This is a genomic window from Microbacterium sp. SORGH_AS_0862 (genome assembly GCF_030818795.1).
Taxonomy (GTDB): Bacteria; Actinomycetota; Actinomycetes; order Actinomycetales; family Microbacteriaceae; genus Microbacterium.
On sequence record NZ_JAUTAY010000001.1, the window covers coordinates 3,455,877 to 3,472,245 of the forward strand.

The 16,369-nt window shown below is 68.8% G+C and carries 12 protein-coding genes and 1 pseudogene; 5 read left to right on the top strand and 8 right to left on the bottom strand.

The features are described 5' to 3' along the window. Window positions 1-56: 56 nt before the first annotated feature. Together QE377_RS17065 and QE377_RS17070 are read left to right on the top strand one after the other, a co-directional pair. Complete coding sequence (locus QE377_RS17065) at window positions 57-1,262, top strand: thiolase family protein (protein ID WP_307325708.1); 1,206 nt, start codon at window positions 57-59, stop codon at window positions 1,260-1,262. 8 nt (window positions 1,263-1,270) lie between these two features. After that, window positions 1,271-3,415, top strand: a complete 2,145-nt coding sequence (locus tag QE377_RS17070; protein WP_307325710.1) for a 3-hydroxyacyl-CoA dehydrogenase NAD-binding domain-containing protein — start codon at window positions 1,271-1,273, stop codon at window positions 3,413-3,415. 50 nt (window positions 3,416-3,465) lie between these two features. Here the strand turns inward: QE377_RS17070 and dxs are convergent. The 6 genes and pseudogenes from dxs to dut all read right to left on the bottom strand — a co-directional run bounded on the left by dxs (window position 3,466) and on the right by dut (window position 10,718). After that, a pseudogene (dxs, locus tag QE377_RS17075) lies at window positions 3,466-5,425 on the bottom strand (1-deoxy-D-xylulose-5-phosphate synthase). A 32-nt stretch (window positions 5,426-5,457) separates the two neighbouring features. Further along, window positions 5,458-5,826 carry a DUF2200 domain-containing protein gene (locus QE377_RS17080; protein WP_307325713.1) on the bottom strand — a complete coding sequence of 123 codons (369 nt, stop codon included), beginning with the start codon at window positions 5,824-5,826 and terminating at the stop codon, window positions 5,458-5,460. Window positions 5,827-5,900: 74 nt separating this feature from the next. After that, entirely contained in the window at window positions 5,901-8,735 is a 2,835-nt protein-coding gene (gene acnA, locus QE377_RS17085) for an aconitate hydratase AcnA (RefSeq protein WP_307325715.1), read from the bottom strand. Between the two features lie 140 nt (window positions 8,736-8,875). Next, a complete protein-coding gene (locus tag QE377_RS17090) occupies window positions 8,876-9,670 on the bottom strand; it encodes a DUF3159 domain-containing protein (RefSeq protein WP_307325717.1) in 795 nt (264 codons plus the stop codon). Continuing rightward, window positions 9,667-10,266 carry a DUF3710 domain-containing protein gene (locus QE377_RS17095; protein WP_137416908.1) on the bottom strand — a complete coding sequence of 200 codons (600 nt, stop codon included), beginning with the start codon at window positions 10,264-10,266 and terminating at the stop codon, window positions 9,667-9,669. Before QE377_RS17095 ends, QE377_RS17090 begins: the two co-directional genes overlap by 4 nt. Further along, on the bottom strand, window positions 10,263-10,718 hold the full coding sequence (gene dut, locus QE377_RS17100) for a dUTP diphosphatase (protein ID WP_274288079.1): 456 nt from the start codon (window positions 10,716-10,718) through the stop codon (window positions 10,263-10,265). The genes QE377_RS17095 and dut overlap by 4 nt, the downstream gene beginning before the upstream one ends. A 21-nt stretch (window positions 10,719-10,739) precedes the next feature. Here dut and QE377_RS17105 point away from each other — a divergent pair, with 21 nt between their 5' ends. Beyond that, window positions 10,740-11,210, top strand: a complete 471-nt coding sequence (locus tag QE377_RS17105) for a DUF3093 domain-containing protein (RefSeq protein ID WP_307325723.1) — start codon at window positions 10,740-10,742, stop codon at window positions 11,208-11,210. Here the strand turns inward: QE377_RS17105 and QE377_RS17110 are convergent. Then, complete coding sequence (locus QE377_RS17110) at window positions 11,185-11,478, bottom strand: DUF4193 domain-containing protein (RefSeq protein WP_137416906.1); 294 nt, start codon at window positions 11,476-11,478, stop codon at window positions 11,185-11,187. The genes QE377_RS17105 and QE377_RS17110 overlap by 26 nt on opposite strands. A gap of 213 nt (window positions 11,479-11,691) precedes the next feature. Here QE377_RS17110 and sepH point away from each other — a divergent pair, with 213 nt between their 5' ends. Continuing rightward, entirely contained in the window at window positions 11,692-12,711 is a 1,020-nt protein-coding gene (gene sepH, locus QE377_RS17115; protein WP_307325729.1) for a septation protein SepH, read from the top strand. A 6-nt stretch (window positions 12,712-12,717) separates the two neighbouring features. On the opposite strand, the gene QE377_RS17120 is transcribed toward sepH, so the two are convergent. Then, window positions 12,718-13,839, bottom strand: coding sequence for an alkaline phosphatase family protein (locus QE377_RS17120; protein WP_307325732.1), 1,122 nt, complete (start codon window positions 13,837-13,839; stop codon window positions 12,718-12,720). Between the two features lie 54 nt (window positions 13,840-13,893). Between QE377_RS17120 and QE377_RS17125 the strand changes: the two genes are divergently transcribed. Then, on the top strand, window positions 13,894-16,353 hold the full coding sequence (locus tag QE377_RS17125) for a DNA topoisomerase (ATP-hydrolyzing) subunit A (RefSeq protein ID WP_307325735.1): 2,460 nt from the start codon (window positions 13,894-13,896) through the stop codon (window positions 16,351-16,353). The last annotated feature ends 16 nt before the right edge of the window (window positions 16,354-16,369 follow it).

The window sequence follows — 16,369 nt, forward strand, 5'->3', positions numbered from 1 at the left end:
TTTTCCGGCCCCGAGCCCCTCCTACGTTGGAGGAAACCCCGATCATTGGAGGCAGAGTGGCCGAGATTTCGGACGTCTTCTTCGTCGACGGCATGCGTACGCCCTTCGGGCGCGCCGGCGAGAAGGGCATGTACTGGAACACCCGCGCGGACGATCTGGTGGTCAAGACGATCATCGGCGTCATGGAGCGCAATCCGCAGGTCCCCGCGGACCGCATCGACGATGTCGCCATCGCCGCGACCAGCCAGACGGGCGACCAGGGACTCACCCTGGGTCGGTCGGCGGCGATCCTGGCAGGCCTGCCGATGACGGTCCCCGGTTTCGCGATCGACCGCATGTGCGCGGGCGCCATGACGAGCGTCACGACGATGGCCGGCTCGATCGGCGTCGGTATGTACGACGTCGCCCTCGCCGGCGGTGTGGAGCACATGGGGCGTCACCCCATCGGCGCCAACGCCGACCCGAATCCGCGCTTCGTCGCCGAGCGGATGGTGGACCCGGGAGCGCTCAACATGGGCGTGACCGCCGAGCGCATCTTCGACCGCTTCCCGCACCTGACGCGCGAACGCAGCGACATGTTCGGCATGCTCAGCCAGCACAAGGCGCAAGCGGCGTACGAGAACGGCAAGTTCCAGCCCGACCTCGTTCCGGTCGCCATCAAGGACGCCGACGGCGCATGGGGCCTCGCGACCGAGGACGAGGGACGCCGTCCGGAGACGACGCTTGAGCAGCTCGCGACTCTGAAGACCCCGTTCCGCCCGCATGGCCGTGTGACGGCCGGCACCTCCTCGCCGCTCACCGACGGTGCGACGATGGGCCTGCTGGCCGGCGGTAGCGCGGTCAAGGAGCTCGGCCTGCAGCCGAAGATGCGGCTCGTCTCCTTCGCCTTTGCGGGTGTGCAGCCGGAGATCATGGGCATCGGGCCGATCCCCGCCACCGAGAAGGCCCTGCGCAAGGCGGGACTCACGATCGACGACATCGGCCTGTTCGAGCTGAACGAGGCGTTCGCGATCCAGGTGATCTCGCTCCTCGATCACTTCGGGATCGCCGACGACGACCCGCGTGTGAACGCCTGGGGCGGCGCCATCGCCCTCGGACACCCGCTGGCCGCATCCGGCGTGCGCCTGATGATCCAGCTCGCCGCGCAGTTCCGTGAGCGGCCGGACGTCCGCTACGGGCTGACAGCGATGTGCGTGGGACTGGGCCAGGGCGGCTCGGTCATCTGGGAGAACCCGTTCTTCGACGGCAAGAAGCGGAAGTGAGTGCGACCATGACCGACTACGATGCGATCGACTTCTCCCCCCTCGACCAGTTCTCCGGCGACGAAGTCGTCACCCACTCCCCCGTGCGCGACATCCGTCTGCCCTCGGGCAAGGTGCTGGCGCTCATCACGCTCGACAACGGCCGCGACCACACACGACCGAACACTCTCGGCCCCGCGACGCTCAAGGAGCTCGGCGAGACGCTGTCCACGCTCGCCGCGCGTGCCGCCGCGGGCGAGATCCACGCGGTCGGCATCACGGGAAAGCAGTACATCCTCGCCGCGGGCGCAGACCTGTCCGATGTTTCGAAGGTCCCCTCACGGGATGCCGCCAAGCTCATCGCGCAGCGCGGTCATCAGGTGCTGGGGCGCCTCGCAGAGCTCGGCGTGCCGTCCTTCGCCTTCGTGAACGGCTTGGCGCTCGGCGGCGGCGTCGAGATCGCGCTCAACTCCACCTACCGAACGGTGGACGCGTCCGCAGCCGCGATCGCCTTGCCGGAGGTGTTCCTCGGCATCATCCCCGGCTGGGGCGGGTCGTACCTCCTCCCGAACCTCATCGGCATCGAGATGGCGCTCGAGGTGGTCATCTCGAACCCGTTGAAGCAGAACCGCACGCTCAAGCCGCGCCAGGCCTTCGAGCTGGGCATGTTCGACGCCATCTTCTCCCCGGCGAACTTCCTCGAGGAATCGCTCGTCTGGGCCGACGGTGTCATCGGCGGCACGGTCAAGGTCGAGCGCAAGAACGAGCCCGGCAAGATCGAACGCCTCACGAAGTGGCCGATCGCCATCAAGATGGCGAGGGGCATGCTGGAGAGCCGTATCGGCACGGTCCCGCGCTCCCCCTATGTCGCACTCGAACTCCTCGACAAGGCCAAGGGCGGCACCAAGGCCGAGGGCTTCGCGCGGGAAGACGAGGCGCTGGCGGATCTCGTCGTCGGCGATCAGTTCGCGGCCTCGATGTACGCGTTCGACCTCGTCCAGAAGCGCGCCAAGCGCCCCGTCGGCGCGCCGGACAAGGCGCTCGCGAAGAAGGTCACCAAGGTGGGCGTGATCGGCGCAGGCCTCATGGCCAGTCAGTTCGCGCTGCTGTTCGTGCGCAAGCTCCGCGTGCCCGTGCTCATCACCGATATCGACCAGGCTCGGGTCGACAAGGGGGTGGCGCACATCCACGACGAGATCGGCAAGCTCGAGGCGAAGGGTCGTCTGGACGCGGACACCGCCAACCAGTTGCGCGGACTCGTGACCGGTACGACCGACAAGTCGCAGTACGCGGACTGCGACTTCGTCATCGAGGCGGTCTTCGAGGAAGTCGGCGTCAAGCAGCAGGTGTTCGCGGAGATCGAGTCGATCGTGGCCGAGGATGCGATCCTCGCGACAAACACCTCGTCGCTCTCGGTCACCGAGATCGGGTCCAAGCTCGCGCACCCCGAGCGCCTGGTCGGCTTCCACTTCTTCAACCCGGTGGCCGTGATGCCGCTCATCGAGGTGGTCAAGACGGACGCGACCTCGGATGCGGCGTTGTCCACGGCTTTCGTCGTCGCGAAGGGCCTGGGCAAGAACGCCGTGCTGACCGCCGACGCTCCCGGCTTCGTCGTCAACCGGCTGTTGGCCAAGGTCATGGGCGAAGCCGCACGCGCCGTCTACGAAGGCACGCCGTTGCTCACCGTCGAGAAGGCGTTCGCTCCCCTCGGGCTGCCGATGACGCCGTTCCAGCTCATCGATCTGGTGGGCTGGAAGGTCGCGGCACACGTGCAGGACACCATGGCTCACGCCTTCCCCGACCGGTTCTTCGCGTCGGAGAACTTCCACCAGCTGGCCGCGTTGCCGGAGGTCGTCGAGAAGGACAAGAACGGACGGGTCACCGGCTGGACGAAGGCGGCCGAGAAGGTGTTGAAGCCCGCCGTCGGCACGACTCCCGTTGCGGAGACGGAGATCCTCCGGCGCGTGCAGGACGGCCTGGCGCAGGAGATCCGCATCATGCTGGACGACGACGTCGTGCCCGAGGTGCAGGACATCGATCTGTGCCTCATCCTCGGCGCGGGCTGGCCGTTCATCGACGGCGGGGCGTCGCCCTGCCTCGACCGGGAGGGAGCCTCTGAGCGCGTGTTCGGAGCGACGTTCCACACACCGCCCATCCGCGGCGTCGGCGCCTGACACAAACAGGGGCGGCTCACCGAACGGTGGGCCGCCCCTGTCGCGTCGTGTCAGGAGTTGCGCGTACCGACGCCCTCGTCGTCCGGAACGCGGAGCTCTGCCGCGTCCTTCGATCCCCGGGCGACGGGGATCCGCGTACCGAGGACCTGCGCCACCACGTCCTGTGCGATCTTCGCAGCGGTGAGGCCGGCATCCGCCAGGATCTGGTCGCGGGATGCATGGTCGATGAACTCGTCCGGGACTCCGAGCTCGTCGACAGCCGTGTCGACGCCGTTCTCACGGAGTACCTGACGGATGCGGGTGCCGATCCCGCCCACCCGGATGCCGTCCTCGATCGTGATCACGAGACGGTGCGCCGCCGCCAGGTCGACGAGGGAGCCTGGTACGGGCACGACCCACCGGGGATCGACGACGGTGGCGCCGATGCCCTGCGCGGAGAGGCGCTCCGCGACCTCCACCGCGGTGTGGGCCATGGGCCCGATGCCGATGACGAGCACGTCGGCCGCCTGGGGCCTCACGAGCACGTCGACGCCGTCGTCCAGACGCTCGACGGCGGGAAGTTCTTCGCCCACCGCTCCCTTCGGGTAGCGCAGCACCGTCGGCGCGTCCGAGACCTCCACCGCCTCTGCCAGCTCCTCGCGCAGGCGCGCGGCGTCACGCGGCGCGGCGATCCGGATGCGCGGCACCAGCTGCAGCATCGCGAGGTCCCAGATCCCGTGGTGACTCGGGCCGTCGGGGCCCGTGACACCGGCGCGGTCGAGGACGAACGTCACCCCTGCGCGGTGCAGAGCCACATCCATCAGCACCTGGTCGAAGGCACGGTTCATGAACGTCGCGTAGATCGCGACGACCGGGTGCAGACCCCCGTACGCGAGACCAGCGGCCGACGCGGCCGCGTGCTGCTCGGCGATGCCGACGTCGTAGACACGGTCGGGGAACCGCTGCGCGAACGGCAGCAGGCCGGTCGGGCGCAGCATGGCGGCTGTGACGGCGATCACGTCGGACCGCTCCGCTCCGATGCGCGTCAGCTCCTCCGCGAACACGTCGGTCCAGGCGGTCCCCGCGTCCGCACCGAGCGTCGCGCCCGTCACCGGGTCGATGCGGCCGACCGCGTGGAACTGATCGGCTTCGTCATCGACGGCCGGCTGGTAGCCGCGCCCCTTCTCCGTGATCGTGTGGACGATCACGGGAGCGCCGTAGTTCTTCGCGAGCTCGAGCGTCTCGAGCAGCGCCCGGATGTCGTGGCCGTCGACGGGGGCCGAGGTACTTGATGTCGAGGTTCGAGTACAGCGCCTCGTTGTTGGTGAACCTCGAGAGGAAGCCGCGCGTGCCACCGCGCACGCCGCGATAGAACGCACGAGCGGCCGGCCCCAGACGGGTGATGAGGTTACGGGACCCGCGGTGCAGGCTCTGGTACGCGTCGGCGGTGCGTACGCGGTTGAGGTAGCGCGCCATGCCGCCGATCGTCGGCGCGTACGAGCGGCCGTTGTCGTTGACGACGATGACCAGGTTCCGATCGTTGTCATCGGAGATGTTGTTGAGCGCCTCCCAGGTCATGCCACCGGTGAGGGCGCCGTCGCCGACGACGGTGACGACGTGACGGTCCCGGCGGCCGGTCTGCGCGAAAGCGCGAGAGATGCCGTCGGCCCAGCTGAGGGAACTGGAGGCGTGGGAGGACTCGACGATGTCGTGCTTGCTCTCCGAACGCTGTGGATACCCGGCGAGGCCGCCGCGTGAGCGCAGAGCTGAGAAGTCCTGCCGACCGGTGAGGAGCTTGTGCACGTACGACTGGTGGCCCGTGTCGAACACGATGGGGTCGTTCGGCGAATCGAAGACGCGGTGCAACGCGATGGTGAGTTCGACCACCCCGAGGTTCGGTCCGAGGTGCCCGCCGGTGCGTGCCACGTTCTCGATGAGGAACGCACGGATCTCCCCGGCGAGTTCTTCGAGCTGGGCGGCCGTCAGGGTGCGCAGTTCGCCTGGCTGGGTCACGCGGGACAACAGCGACATATCGGTTCCCTTCCTCTCGGGCGAGGCGGTCATCATCGAGTCCCCCGGGCATCGGCAGGCTCCTGCCGCAGCACCTTCACCATCGGGCGCCCCTTCGCGAGTTCGTCGACGAGCTTGTCCAGATATCGGATCCGCTGCATGAGGGGATCGTCGATCTCCTCGACCCGGACGCCGCAGATCACCCCGGTGATCCGGTCGGCCTGCGGGTTGAGCTGCGCCAGAGCAAAGAAATCCTCGAGGCTCGTGCGCTCGGCGAGGTGGCGGGAGATCTCCTCGTCATCGAACCCCGTGAGCCACCGGACGACCTCGTCGAGCTCGGCGCTCACGCGCCCCTTCCGCTCGATCTTCGCCACATAGAGCGGGTAGATGTCGGCGAACGGCGTCGCGAAGATCCGGCTCATCTCCACAGGTTAGCCGCTGCAGCAGAAGACGGGCCGGTCCCTTGCCAGGACCGACCCGTCTGGGGCGCGAACGCTCAGACGAGCGAGCGCAGCACGTACTGCAGGATGCCGCCGTTGCGGTAGTAGTCCGCCTCACCGGGTGTGTCGATGCGCACCTTCGCCTCGAACGTGATCGTCTGCTTGCCCTCCGGCGAGAACTCGCTCGGCTCGGCCGTGACGGTCACGGTCTTGGGCGTGACGCCTTCGTTGAGCTTCTCGAGGCCCGTGATCGAGACGATCTCGGTGCCGTCGAGGCCGAGCGAGGACCAGCTCTCACCCTCCGGGAACTGCAGCGGGACCACGCCCATGCCGATGAGGTTCGAGCGGTGGATGCGCTCGAAGCTCTCGGTGATGACCGCCTTGACGCCGAGGAGGCTCGTGCCCTTGGCCGCCCAGTCGCGCGACGAGCCGGAGCCGTACTCCTTGCCGCCGAAGACGACGAGGGGCGTGCCCTGCGCGGCGTAGTTCTGGCAGGCGTCGTAGATGAACGACTGCGGACCGCCGGGCTGCGTGAAGTCGCGGGTGTAGCCGCCCTCGACGACGGCACCGTCGTTGACCGCGCTGACGATCGCGTTCTTCAGGCGGATGTTCGCGAACGTGCCGCGGATCATGACCTCATGGTTTCCACGGCGCGAGCCGTAGGAGTTGAAGTCCTTCTGCGCGACACCGTGCTCGGTCAGGTACTGCGCGGCGGGGGTGCCCGCCTTGATGTTGCCGGCCGGGCTGATGTGGTCGGTCGTCACGGAGTCGCCCAGAGTCGCCATCACACGCGCACCGGTGATGTCGGTGACGGGAGTCAGCTCCATCGACATGCCGTCGAAGTAGGGCGCCTTGCGCACGTAGGTGGAGTCCGCATCCCACTCGAAGACCGGACCGGTGGGCGTGGGCAGGTTCCGCCAGCGGTCGTCGCCGTCGAAGACGGTCGCGTACTGCTTGATGAACTGCTCACGCGAGATCGAGGTGTCGATGACGGCCTGGACCTCCTCGGTGGAGGGCCAGATGTCCTTGAGGAACACGTCCTGACCGTTCTGGTCCTTGCCGAGCGGGTCGTTGTCGAAATCGAAGTTCATCGAACCGGCCAGCGCGTAGGCCACCACGAGCGGCGGCGACGCGAGGTAGTTCATCTTCACATCCGGGCTGATGCGACCCTCGAAGTTGCGGTTGCCCGAGAGGACGGCCGTCACGGCGAGGTCGTTCTCGTTGATGGCCTCGGAGACCTCTTCGATGAGCGGACCCGAGTTGCCGATGCAGATCGTGCAGCCGTAGCCGACGGTGTAGAAACCGAGACCCTCGAGCGACTTGTCGAGGCCAGACTTCTCGTAGTAGTCGGTCACGACCTTTGAGCCGGGGCCGAGCGTCGTCTTGACCCAGGGCTTGCGCGTCAGGCCCTTCTCGACGGCCTTCTTCGCGAGCAGACCCGCCGCCATCATGACCGACGGGTTGGACGTGTTCGTGCACGACGTGATCGCCGCGAGGGTGACCGCGCCGTTGTCGAGGATGTAGGGCGCACCCTCGGGAGGCGTGACCTTGACGGGGTTGGATGCGGCCGCCGGTCCTCCGCTGGAGATCAGGATCTCGCCGGTGTGCACGTGCTCCTCGCCGGGCACGGGGCCCGGGTCGGATGCGGGGAACGACTGGTCGCCCTCGAGGTCCACGATCGAGTCCGAGGTGGACGCGGTCGCGTAGTTGAGGATGTCCTTCTCGAACTGAGTCTTCGCCTCGGACAGCAGGATGCGGTCCTGGGGACGCTTGGGGCCGGCGATCGAGGGGACGACCGTGGCGAGATCGAGTTCCATGTACTCGCTGAACACCAGTTCGCGCGAGGGATCGTGCCAGAGGGACTGCTCCTTCGCGTACGCCTCGACGAGCGCGATCGCCTCGTCGCTGCGGCCGGTGAGGCGCAGGTAGTCGAGGGTCACGTCGTCGATCGGGAACATCGCGGCCGTGGAGCCGAACTCCGGGCTCATGTTGCCGATCGTGGCACGGTTGGCCAGGGGGACGGAGGCGACGCCCTCGCCGTAGAACTCGACGAACTTGCCCACGACGCCGTGCTTTCGCAGCATATCGGTGATCGTCAGGACGACGTCGGTCGCGGTGACACCGGCAGGGATCTCGCCGGTGAGCTTGAAGCCGACGACGCGCGGGATCAGCATGGAGACCGGCTGACCGAGCATCGCAGCCTCTGCCTCGATGCCGCCGACGCCCCAGCCGAGCACGCCGAGGCCGTTGACCATGGTGGTGTGCGAGTCGGTGCCGACACAGGTGTCGGGGTAGGCGCGCAGCACGCCGTCGACCGACCGGTCGTAGATGACCTTGGCGAGGTGCTCGATGTTCACCTGGTGCACGATGCCGGTGCCCGGCGGGACGACCTTGAAGTCGTCGAAGGCCGTCTGACCCCAGCGCAGGAACTGGTAACGCTCGCCGTTGCGCTCGTACTCGATCTCGACGTTGCGCTCGAGCGCGTTCTCGGAACCGAAGAGGTCCGCGATGACCGAGTGGTCGATGACCATCTCGGCGGGCGAGAGCGGGTTGATGCGGTTCGGGTCGCCGCCGAGGGCGGTGACGGCCTCACGCATCGTGGCGAGGTCCACGATGCAGGGCACACCCGTGAAGTCCTGCATCACGACGCGTGCGGGCGTGAACTGGATCTCGGTGTCGGGCTCCGCATCCGGGTTCCACGAGCCGAGGGCCTGGATCTGCTCCTTCGTCACGTTGGCGCCGTCCTCGGTGCGCAACAGGTTCTCCAGGAGGACCTTGAGGCTGAAGGGGAGCTTCTCGTAACCGGCGACCGTGTCGATACGGAAGATCTCGTAGTCGGTGCTGCCGACCGTCAGGGTGCTTTTCGCACCGAAGCTGTCAACCGTGGACACGTCTGTCTCCTTCGTCGGCGTTCACGGGCGTCGTCGCGGGGCCCGATCTGCCCATCTTCCCCGCGTCCGGAAGGGGTTGCTAGGAAGGTAAGCCTTACCCCGTCGCCCGGAAATTTATCTCGATGTCGAGATAAATAGTATCACCGGGCGTCGGACTCCTCGACGGACGCGCCGCCCTGCGAGACCCGTGCGTGCACGGCGCGGACGGTGAGCCAGGTGGCCGCTACGAGAGGTGCGAACAGCGGCAGGCCCATCGCGATCTTGAGGGTCCCGAGCAGCGCCACCGCGCTCTCCCGGTTCGCTGGGTCGAGCGACGAGAAGTAGATCGGAAGCTGCACGCCCAACCGGACGACGAAGAGTGCCGCCCAGGCGATGGTGAGCCAGAAGTAGGCGCGACGCTTCGCCTTCACCTGCCGCCACGACGTGCCCTCGCCCATCAGATATCCGGCGGCCAGGCCGATGAGCGGCCAGCCGATGAGGGCGGACACGAGCATGGCCAGACCGTAGCCGGCGTTCGTCAGAAGGCCCGGCACGAAGTTGTCGGAGGGATTGCCCGTGATCAGGGCGAGAACGGCGGCGGCCCCGGCCGCCACCAGTCCCCCGAGGGCCGCGGACGCCGGCGACTTCTGCAACAGGCGTACCACGGTGAAAACGACAGCGATACCGACGGAGGTGGCAAGGGAGAGGACGAGGTTCGTCGTCACCGTGTAGACGATGACGAACAGAAGACTCGGGAGCACCGATTCGACGACACCACGCCAGCCGCCCATGGCGTGCCACACCACGTGACCGGTGCTGGCCTCCTGCGCCGGGTCCAGTCCCGCGCGCCGGGCGGCCGCGCCCAGCGCGGAACCGATGAGCTCGGATGCGCGGGGCTCGGCGGGAGCCGGCGGATCGAGCGACGGGCGCTCGTCGTGCGTCTCGTCGGGGCTCACGCCGCGCCCGGGGTCGCCGGCATCTTCAACGGGATGAGATCGCGCGGCGGCATCGGCGTGCCGCCGCGGACCACCACGAGCGATCGGAAGAGATCCTCGATCTGGGCCGCGGCCTCGACGTTGGACGTCGCCGCTCCCCCGATCACGCCGCGCAGGAACCAACGGGGGCCGTCGACGCCCACGAAGCGCGCGAGTCGCTTGGCGCCACTGCTGGCATCGCCGGCCACGACGACCGGGACCTCGGCGAGCAGCTCAGGGCCGAGCGGACCCTCGCGCTCCTCGACGCGTCCGCCCTGCTGACGCACCTGCTGGCGGATCTGCTCACGGGTCTCCTCCCAGAGGCCGCTCGACCGAGGCGCGGCGAACGGCTGCACCTGGAGCGTCGAGTCGGCGTAGTCGAGCCCGACGGCGACGATGCGCTTGGTCTGCTCCTCGACCTCGAGCCGCAGGTTCAGCCCCTCGCGCGGCAGCACCTTGATCGCACCCAGATCGATGTAGGGACGAACCGGGTTCACCTCCGACTCGTCGAAGGGTCCCGCGGTTTCGCGGTCGATCGGCGCGCTCTTGCCGGTCGGTTCCAGAGATGCGTCGGTCATCGGGTCGTCCTCGCAGAAGTGTCGTATCCGGTGGAGCCGAAGCCCCCTTCGCCGCGCACACTGGCGGGCAGCTCGTCGACCGGGAGGAAGCGCACCGGCGGGATCGGAAGGACCACCAGTTGCGCGATCCGGTCACCCGCCGAAACCTCGTAGGCCTCCGTGCGGTCGGTGTTCAGCAGCGCGACCTTGATCTCGCCGCGATAGCCGGCGTCGACGGTCCCGGGAGCGTTGACGACGGTCACCCCGTGCTTGGCCGCGAGCCCCGAACGGGGCATCACGAACGCCGCGTACCCCTCGGGCAGCGCAATGCGGACACCGGTGCCCACGAGAGCACGCTCTCCGGGGCCGAGTCGCACCCCCTCCGCGGCGATCAGGTCGGCGCCCGCGTCGCCCGGATGAGCGAACGCCGGGACGACGGGCGCGATAATGGGGATGTCCACGCTTTCGGCCACCTCACGAGGGTAATGCAGAACATGACTTCCGACGTCGTCTATCGCGAACGCCTGAGCCCCTCGCTGTGGACTCTCGTCGCCGCGGCGGTCTGCGCCCCCATGGTGGCGCTCGCCCTGTCCCCCGTCGACACCACTCTCGCGCTCGTGGCGGGCGTCGCGGTCGCGGCCCTGATCGTCTGGGCCCTGATGGCGACCGCGCCCCGTGTCGAGGTCAGCGGTGGGGAGCTTCGTGCGGGTCGAGCCCACATCCCGGTCGACCTTCTGGGAGAGCCGGTCGCCTACACGGGCGAGGACGCGCGGTTCGCGCGTGGCCGGGATGCCGACCCTCGGTCATGGATTCTGGTGCGCGGCGGAATCGGTGGGGCGGTCGTCGTTCCCGTCGAGGATGCGGACGATCCGACACCGGCGTGGGTGGTGTCCTCTCGGACGCCCGACCGACTCGCCGCGGCGGTGCGCAGGGCGCAGGTCAGGCAGCGCACTCCACGCAGATAGCGCCGAGCGACTCCTCGTGGTCGATCTGTGAGCGGTGCTTCACGAGGAAGCAGCTGACGCAGGTGAACTCATCCTCCTGCGCGGGGAGCACGACGACGTCGAGCTCCAGGTCCGAAAGGTCGGCGCCGGGCAGCTCGAAGCCTGACGGGTTGTCGGCGTCCTCGACGTCGACGGCCCCGGACATCTTGTCCGGAACGCGCTCCTTGAGCGCTTCGATGGACTCGCTGTCATCTTCGGTCTTGCGGGGGGCGTCGTAGTCCGTAGCCATTCTTCTCGTGTCTCTTGTCGCGTTGTGGATCTCCCGCCGTCGGGCAGGCGGCGATAGTTTGCATGACCGGGTGGCATTTAGCAAATGCGGATGCGTAGTGCTCGCATCGCGGTCGGCACGCACCGAAACTCGCGCCACGCCCCGGATATTCCCGCCCGCGGCGATGCCCTGTGTCAGCATGGGCCCACACGGCAGATGGGAGGCGTGTGTCGCATGGAACAACTCAGAGTGATCGGCACCGAAGACGGTGTGCTGGTGGTCTCCACCGAGTCCGGGCAGCGCTACTCCCTGGCCGTCGACGAGGTGCTGCGCGCGGAGCTTCGTCGGGCACGCAAGGAGCGCGAAGAGCCGGCCAAGGCGAACCGCCCCAGCCCCCGCGAGATCCAGGCGCAGATCCGCGCGGGCCTCTCGGCGCGCGAGGTGGCCGAGGTGCTCGGCGCGACTCTCGAGGACGTCGTCCGGTTCGAGCCGCCCGTGCTCGCCGAACGCGAGTTCATCGTCGGGCAGGCTCTCGCGGTGCCGGTGCTGCTCGGATCCGACTTCGACGGCGACAACCAGACGAGCTTCGGCGACGCCGTGCGCGCCAAGCTGGCCGAAGCCGGCGCGACGGGAGAGCGGTGGACCAGTTGGAAGGAGCCCACCGGATGGGTCGTCAAACTGGGCTTCGTCGCCGGTGACGTCGAGCGCGATGCACGATGGAGCTTCGAGCCCCGGCGCAGTTCGCTGTCTCCGCTCAACGCGGACGCGACTCAGCTTTCCCGCCAGGGATCGCTTCCCGAGGGGCTCATCCCGCGCCTGCGCGCGCTCGACACCCCCGGGATCAAGGACGACACTCGCTTCGACAGCGGTGCGTTCGGCCCCCGCCACGACGTGACCGAGCGCCCGACCCTTCCGGCACCGGCGAGCCCGGCGGTGCAGGATGCGGCCATCAAGCGTGCGCCCGAGGCTGTGCAGACTTCGGCCGAAACGGCGGACCTCTTGGAGGCCCTGCGCCGCCGGCGCGGCCAGCGGACGCCCGCGCCCGCTTCAGAGACTCCGGAGGAGCCGAACCGCTCTCCCTCGCCGGTCGCCCTCTTCGACGCGCTGGAGCCGGGTTACACCGAGACGAGCGAACCTGCACCGGCAGAGACCTCCCGAAGCGAGCCCGCATCCGACGCGGGACGCCGCAAGGGTCGCACCTCGATGCCCTCATGGGACGAGATCGTCTTCGGAGCCCGTTCCGACGAGAGCTGAGAGCTCTCAGCCGGCGAAGCCCCCCAGTCCGATCAAGGGGACCACGCGCTCCTCTGTGGTGAGCGAACCGTGCTGGCCCACCATGTGCTGCGCCGAGGTGTCGGCGAGGCGGCCGTCGTAGTAGGCGACACGACCGCGCGCCGCCACCATCACGTCGCCGATGCGTGCGGCGACCGCAGCGGACACGGCGTCGCCGAACAGGCCGGCGGCGATCGCCTCCTCCCGCGTGAACACCCAGGCGCTCGGTTCGTCCCGCCAGGCGCGGATCAGCGACTCGTCGGCACCCGGGTGCGCGTAGAGGTGCAGCATCCGAGGTTCCCCGGCGATGGCCGCAGCCGCTTCGAGGCGCGGGTCGCCGTCCACCATGACGATCTGACGGTGGCGCGGCACGTCGACCATGCCGTGGTCCGCGGTCACGATGACCCCCACGCCCGCGCCCGCGCCCGCGTGCAGGCGGCGCGCCGCCGCATCCACCGCTTCGAGCGCGGCGGTCCAACGATCGGATGCGACACCGTGCCGGTGGCCGGCCGCGTCGAGCTCGGGAGCGTAGAGGTACACGATCGTTCCCGGCATGCTGCGGGCCTCGGTGATCGCGCGCTCGACGCGATCGTCGAGCCGCTTCTCGCCGAAGTTCTCAGCCCCTCGGAGAGTCGCCTCGGTGAAGCCTGTACCGGCGTACTCGGGTTTGGACGCGACGACCCAGCGGTGTGCGGTGTCGTGCGCGCTGAGCGGGGCGATCTGCGGCCACGCCAGCGGATCGAGAGCACGGGGCCCCCAGTCGGTGAGCTGGTTGTGGACGAGCCCGGTCAGCGGATCGCGCGCGCGGTAGCCGACGAGTCCGTGCTCGCCGACGTCGGACGCGGTGAGCAGGCTCGTCAGAGCGGCCGCCGTCGTACTCGGGAACACCGATGTCGCGACGCGCTTCTTGCCGCGATGTTCGGCGAGGAAACGCGCGTAGGCGAGGTTCTCTGCGAGGTTGGCGGCGCCCAGCCCGTCGACGACGAACACGATGAGGCTCTGCACGGTGGGCCAGCGGGCGGAGCCGCCGTCGAGGGCCGCGATCGCGTCGGGCAGCACACCGGTGAGCCTCGGGGCGCCGGAGGGGTCCGCCGGTAGGCTGAGGGTCATCGGGCCCAGTCTCGCATACCCGCGCCAGGCCCTTTTCGACCCGAGGTGTTCTGCATGTCCCGAGCCACGTCCGATTCCGCGCCCGCCGAGGAAGGCCGCATCGAAGACATCGACCTGTCTGCCGAGATGCAGGGGTCCTTCCTCGAGTACGCGTACTCGGTCATCTACTCGCGTGCCCTCCCGGATGCGCGCGATGGCCTCAAGCCGGTGCAGCGACGCATCCTGTTCCAGATGGCCGACATGGGCCTGCGCCCGGACCGCGGGCATGTGAAGAGCGCCCGCGTCGTCGGCGAGGTCATGGGAAAGCTGCATCCGCACGGCGACTCCCCCATCTACGACGCGCTCGTGCGCCTCGCGCAGGACTTCGCGCTGCGCGTGCCGCTCGTCGACGGCCACGGGAACTTCGGCTCGCTCGACGACGGTCCGGCCGCCGCCCGCTACACGGAGGCGCGTCTGGCGCCCGCCGCGCTCGCGCTCACCGAGAATCTCGACGAGGACGTCGTCGACTTCATCCCCAACTACGACGGCCAGTTCCAGCAGCCCGAGGTCCTCCCCGCCGCGTTCCCCAACCTGCTCGTCAACGGCACGACCGGTATCGCCGTCGGCATGGCGACCAACATGGCGCCGCACAACCTCAACGAGGTCGTCGCCGCCGCCATCCACCTGCTCGACAACCCCGACGCGACGCTGGAAGAGCTCATGGAGTTCGTCCCCGGCCCCGACCTTCCCGGTGGCGGAGTCATCGTGGGTCTCGACGGGATCAAGGACGCGTACGCTCACGGACGCGGGAGCTTCCGCACCCGGGCCAAGGTGTCCGTCGAGTCGCTGGGCCCGCGGCGAACCGGGTTGGTCGTGACCGAGCTGCCGTACATGGTGGGTCCCGAGCGTGTGATCGAGAAGATCAAGGACGCCGTCAATGCGAAGAAGCTCACCGGCATCGCGGATGTGGCTGACTTCACCGACCGCAACCATGGCCTGCGCCTGGTCATCACGATCAAGACGGGATTCGATCCCAAGGCCGTCCTCGATCAGCTCTACCGGCTGACGCCGCTGGAGGACTCGTTCGGCATCAACAACGTCGCCCTCGTCGACGGTCAACCGCAGACGCTCGGTCTGAAGCCGCTGCTGCGCGTGTATCTCGACCACCGCATCTCCGTGGTCACGCGCCGCAGTCGCTACCGTCTCGCGCGCAAGCAGGAACGGCTGCACCTCGTCGAAGGTCTGCTCATCGCGATCCTCGACATCGACGAGGTCATCCAGGTCATCCGTTCCTCGGACGACAGCGAGCAGGCGCGGACGCGCCTCATCGAAGTGTTCGACCTCTCGCAGCTGCAGGCGGAATACATCCTCGAGCTGCGCCTGCGACGCCTCACCCGCTTCTCGCGGATCGAGCTCGAGACCGAACGCGACCAGCTGCGCGCCGACATCGCGGCACTCGAAGAGCTGCTCGGCAGCGACGTGCTCCTGCGCGCCCAGGTCGCTCGCGAGCTGGAGGCCGCATCCGACACGTACGGCACGCCGCGTCGTACCCTGCTGCTGAACGGCGGTCCCGTCACACCTCGCGGCGCGAAGGCCGCGGCCGCTGCGGACCTGCAGATCGCGGACGCACCGTGCCGCGTGTTCCTCACGGCGACGGGACGGATGCTGCGCGCCGAGCTCGTCCCGGATGCGATCGACGGCGGCATCGTGCCGCCCGCTCGGCGCAGCAAGCACGACGCCATCCGCAGCGCGGTGGACGCGACCGTCCGCGGTGATGTGGGAGCGGTCACCAGCGCCGGACGACTCGTGCGCTTCTCCCCCGTCGACCTCCCCTCGGTTCCTGGCAACAGCGTGCAGCCCGCAGCCGGCGCGAAGGCCGATCAGTACCTCGGTCTCAGCGCGAACGAGCACGTCCTCGCTCTCGTCCCGCTCGACGCAACCGCCCCGATCGCGCTGGGGACGACCCAGGGCGTCGTCAAGCGGGTCGCCGTCACAGAGCTCGCGCCCGGCAAGCCGGATGCGGAGATCATCGCCCTGAAGCCGGGCGACCGCGTCGTCGGCGCGGCTCTGGCGCCCGATGACGTCGAGCTCGTCTTCGTGAGCTCCGATGCCCAGTTGCTGCGCTTCGACGCGGCCGCGGTACGCCCCCAGGGCAAGAGCGCCGGCGGCATGGCCGGCATCCGTCTCGCCGACGGCGCCAAGGTGATCTTGTTCACCGCCGTCGCCGCGTCCGAGGAGTCCGTCGTCGTGACGATCGCGGACTCCTCGCAGGCGCTAGCCGGCACGGCCGGCGGCAGCGGCAAGGTCTCCGTGCTCTCCGAGTTCCCCGCGAAGGGACGCGCGACCGGCGGAGTGCGCGCGCAGCGCTTCCTGAAGGGCGAGGACACCTTGATGCTCGCGTGGGTCGGCGACCAGCCGCGCGCCGTCGGTCCCGACGGCGCTGTGCGCACGCTCCCCGAGGCGGGCGCGAAGCGCGACGCATCCGGTCAGCCGTTCGACGACGTCATCGGCGCCATCGGAACCCCGGTCGCCTGACCCCGCTCCTTCACAC

Coding starts and splice junctions, on each gene's coding strand:
- QE377_RS17070 (WP_307325710.1), top strand. CDS start 1,271: ATGACCGACTACGATGCGATCGACTTCTCCCCCCTCGACCAGTTCTCC.
- QE377_RS17080 (WP_307325713.1), bottom strand. CDS start 5,826: ATGAGCCGGATCTTCGCGACGCCGTTCGCCGACATCTACCCGCTCTAT.
- QE377_RS17095 (WP_137416908.1), bottom strand. CDS start 10,266: ATGACCGACGCATCTCTGGAACCGACCGGCAAGAGCGCGCCGATCGAC.
- QE377_RS17105 (WP_307325723.1), top strand. CDS start 10,740: ATGACTTCCGACGTCGTCTATCGCGAACGCCTGAGCCCCTCGCTGTGG.
- QE377_RS17110 (WP_137416906.1), bottom strand. CDS start 11,478: ATGGCTACGGACTACGACGCCCCCCGCAAGACCGAAGATGACAGCGAG.
- sepH (WP_307325729.1), top strand. CDS start 11,692: ATGGAACAACTCAGAGTGATCGGCACCGAAGACGGTGTGCTGGTGGTC.
- QE377_RS17120 (WP_307325732.1), bottom strand. CDS start 13,839: ATGACCCTCAGCCTACCGGCGGACCCCTCCGGCGCCCCGAGGCTCACC.
- QE377_RS17125 (WP_307325735.1), top strand. CDS start 13,894: ATGTCCCGAGCCACGTCCGATTCCGCGCCCGCCGAGGAAGGCCGCATC.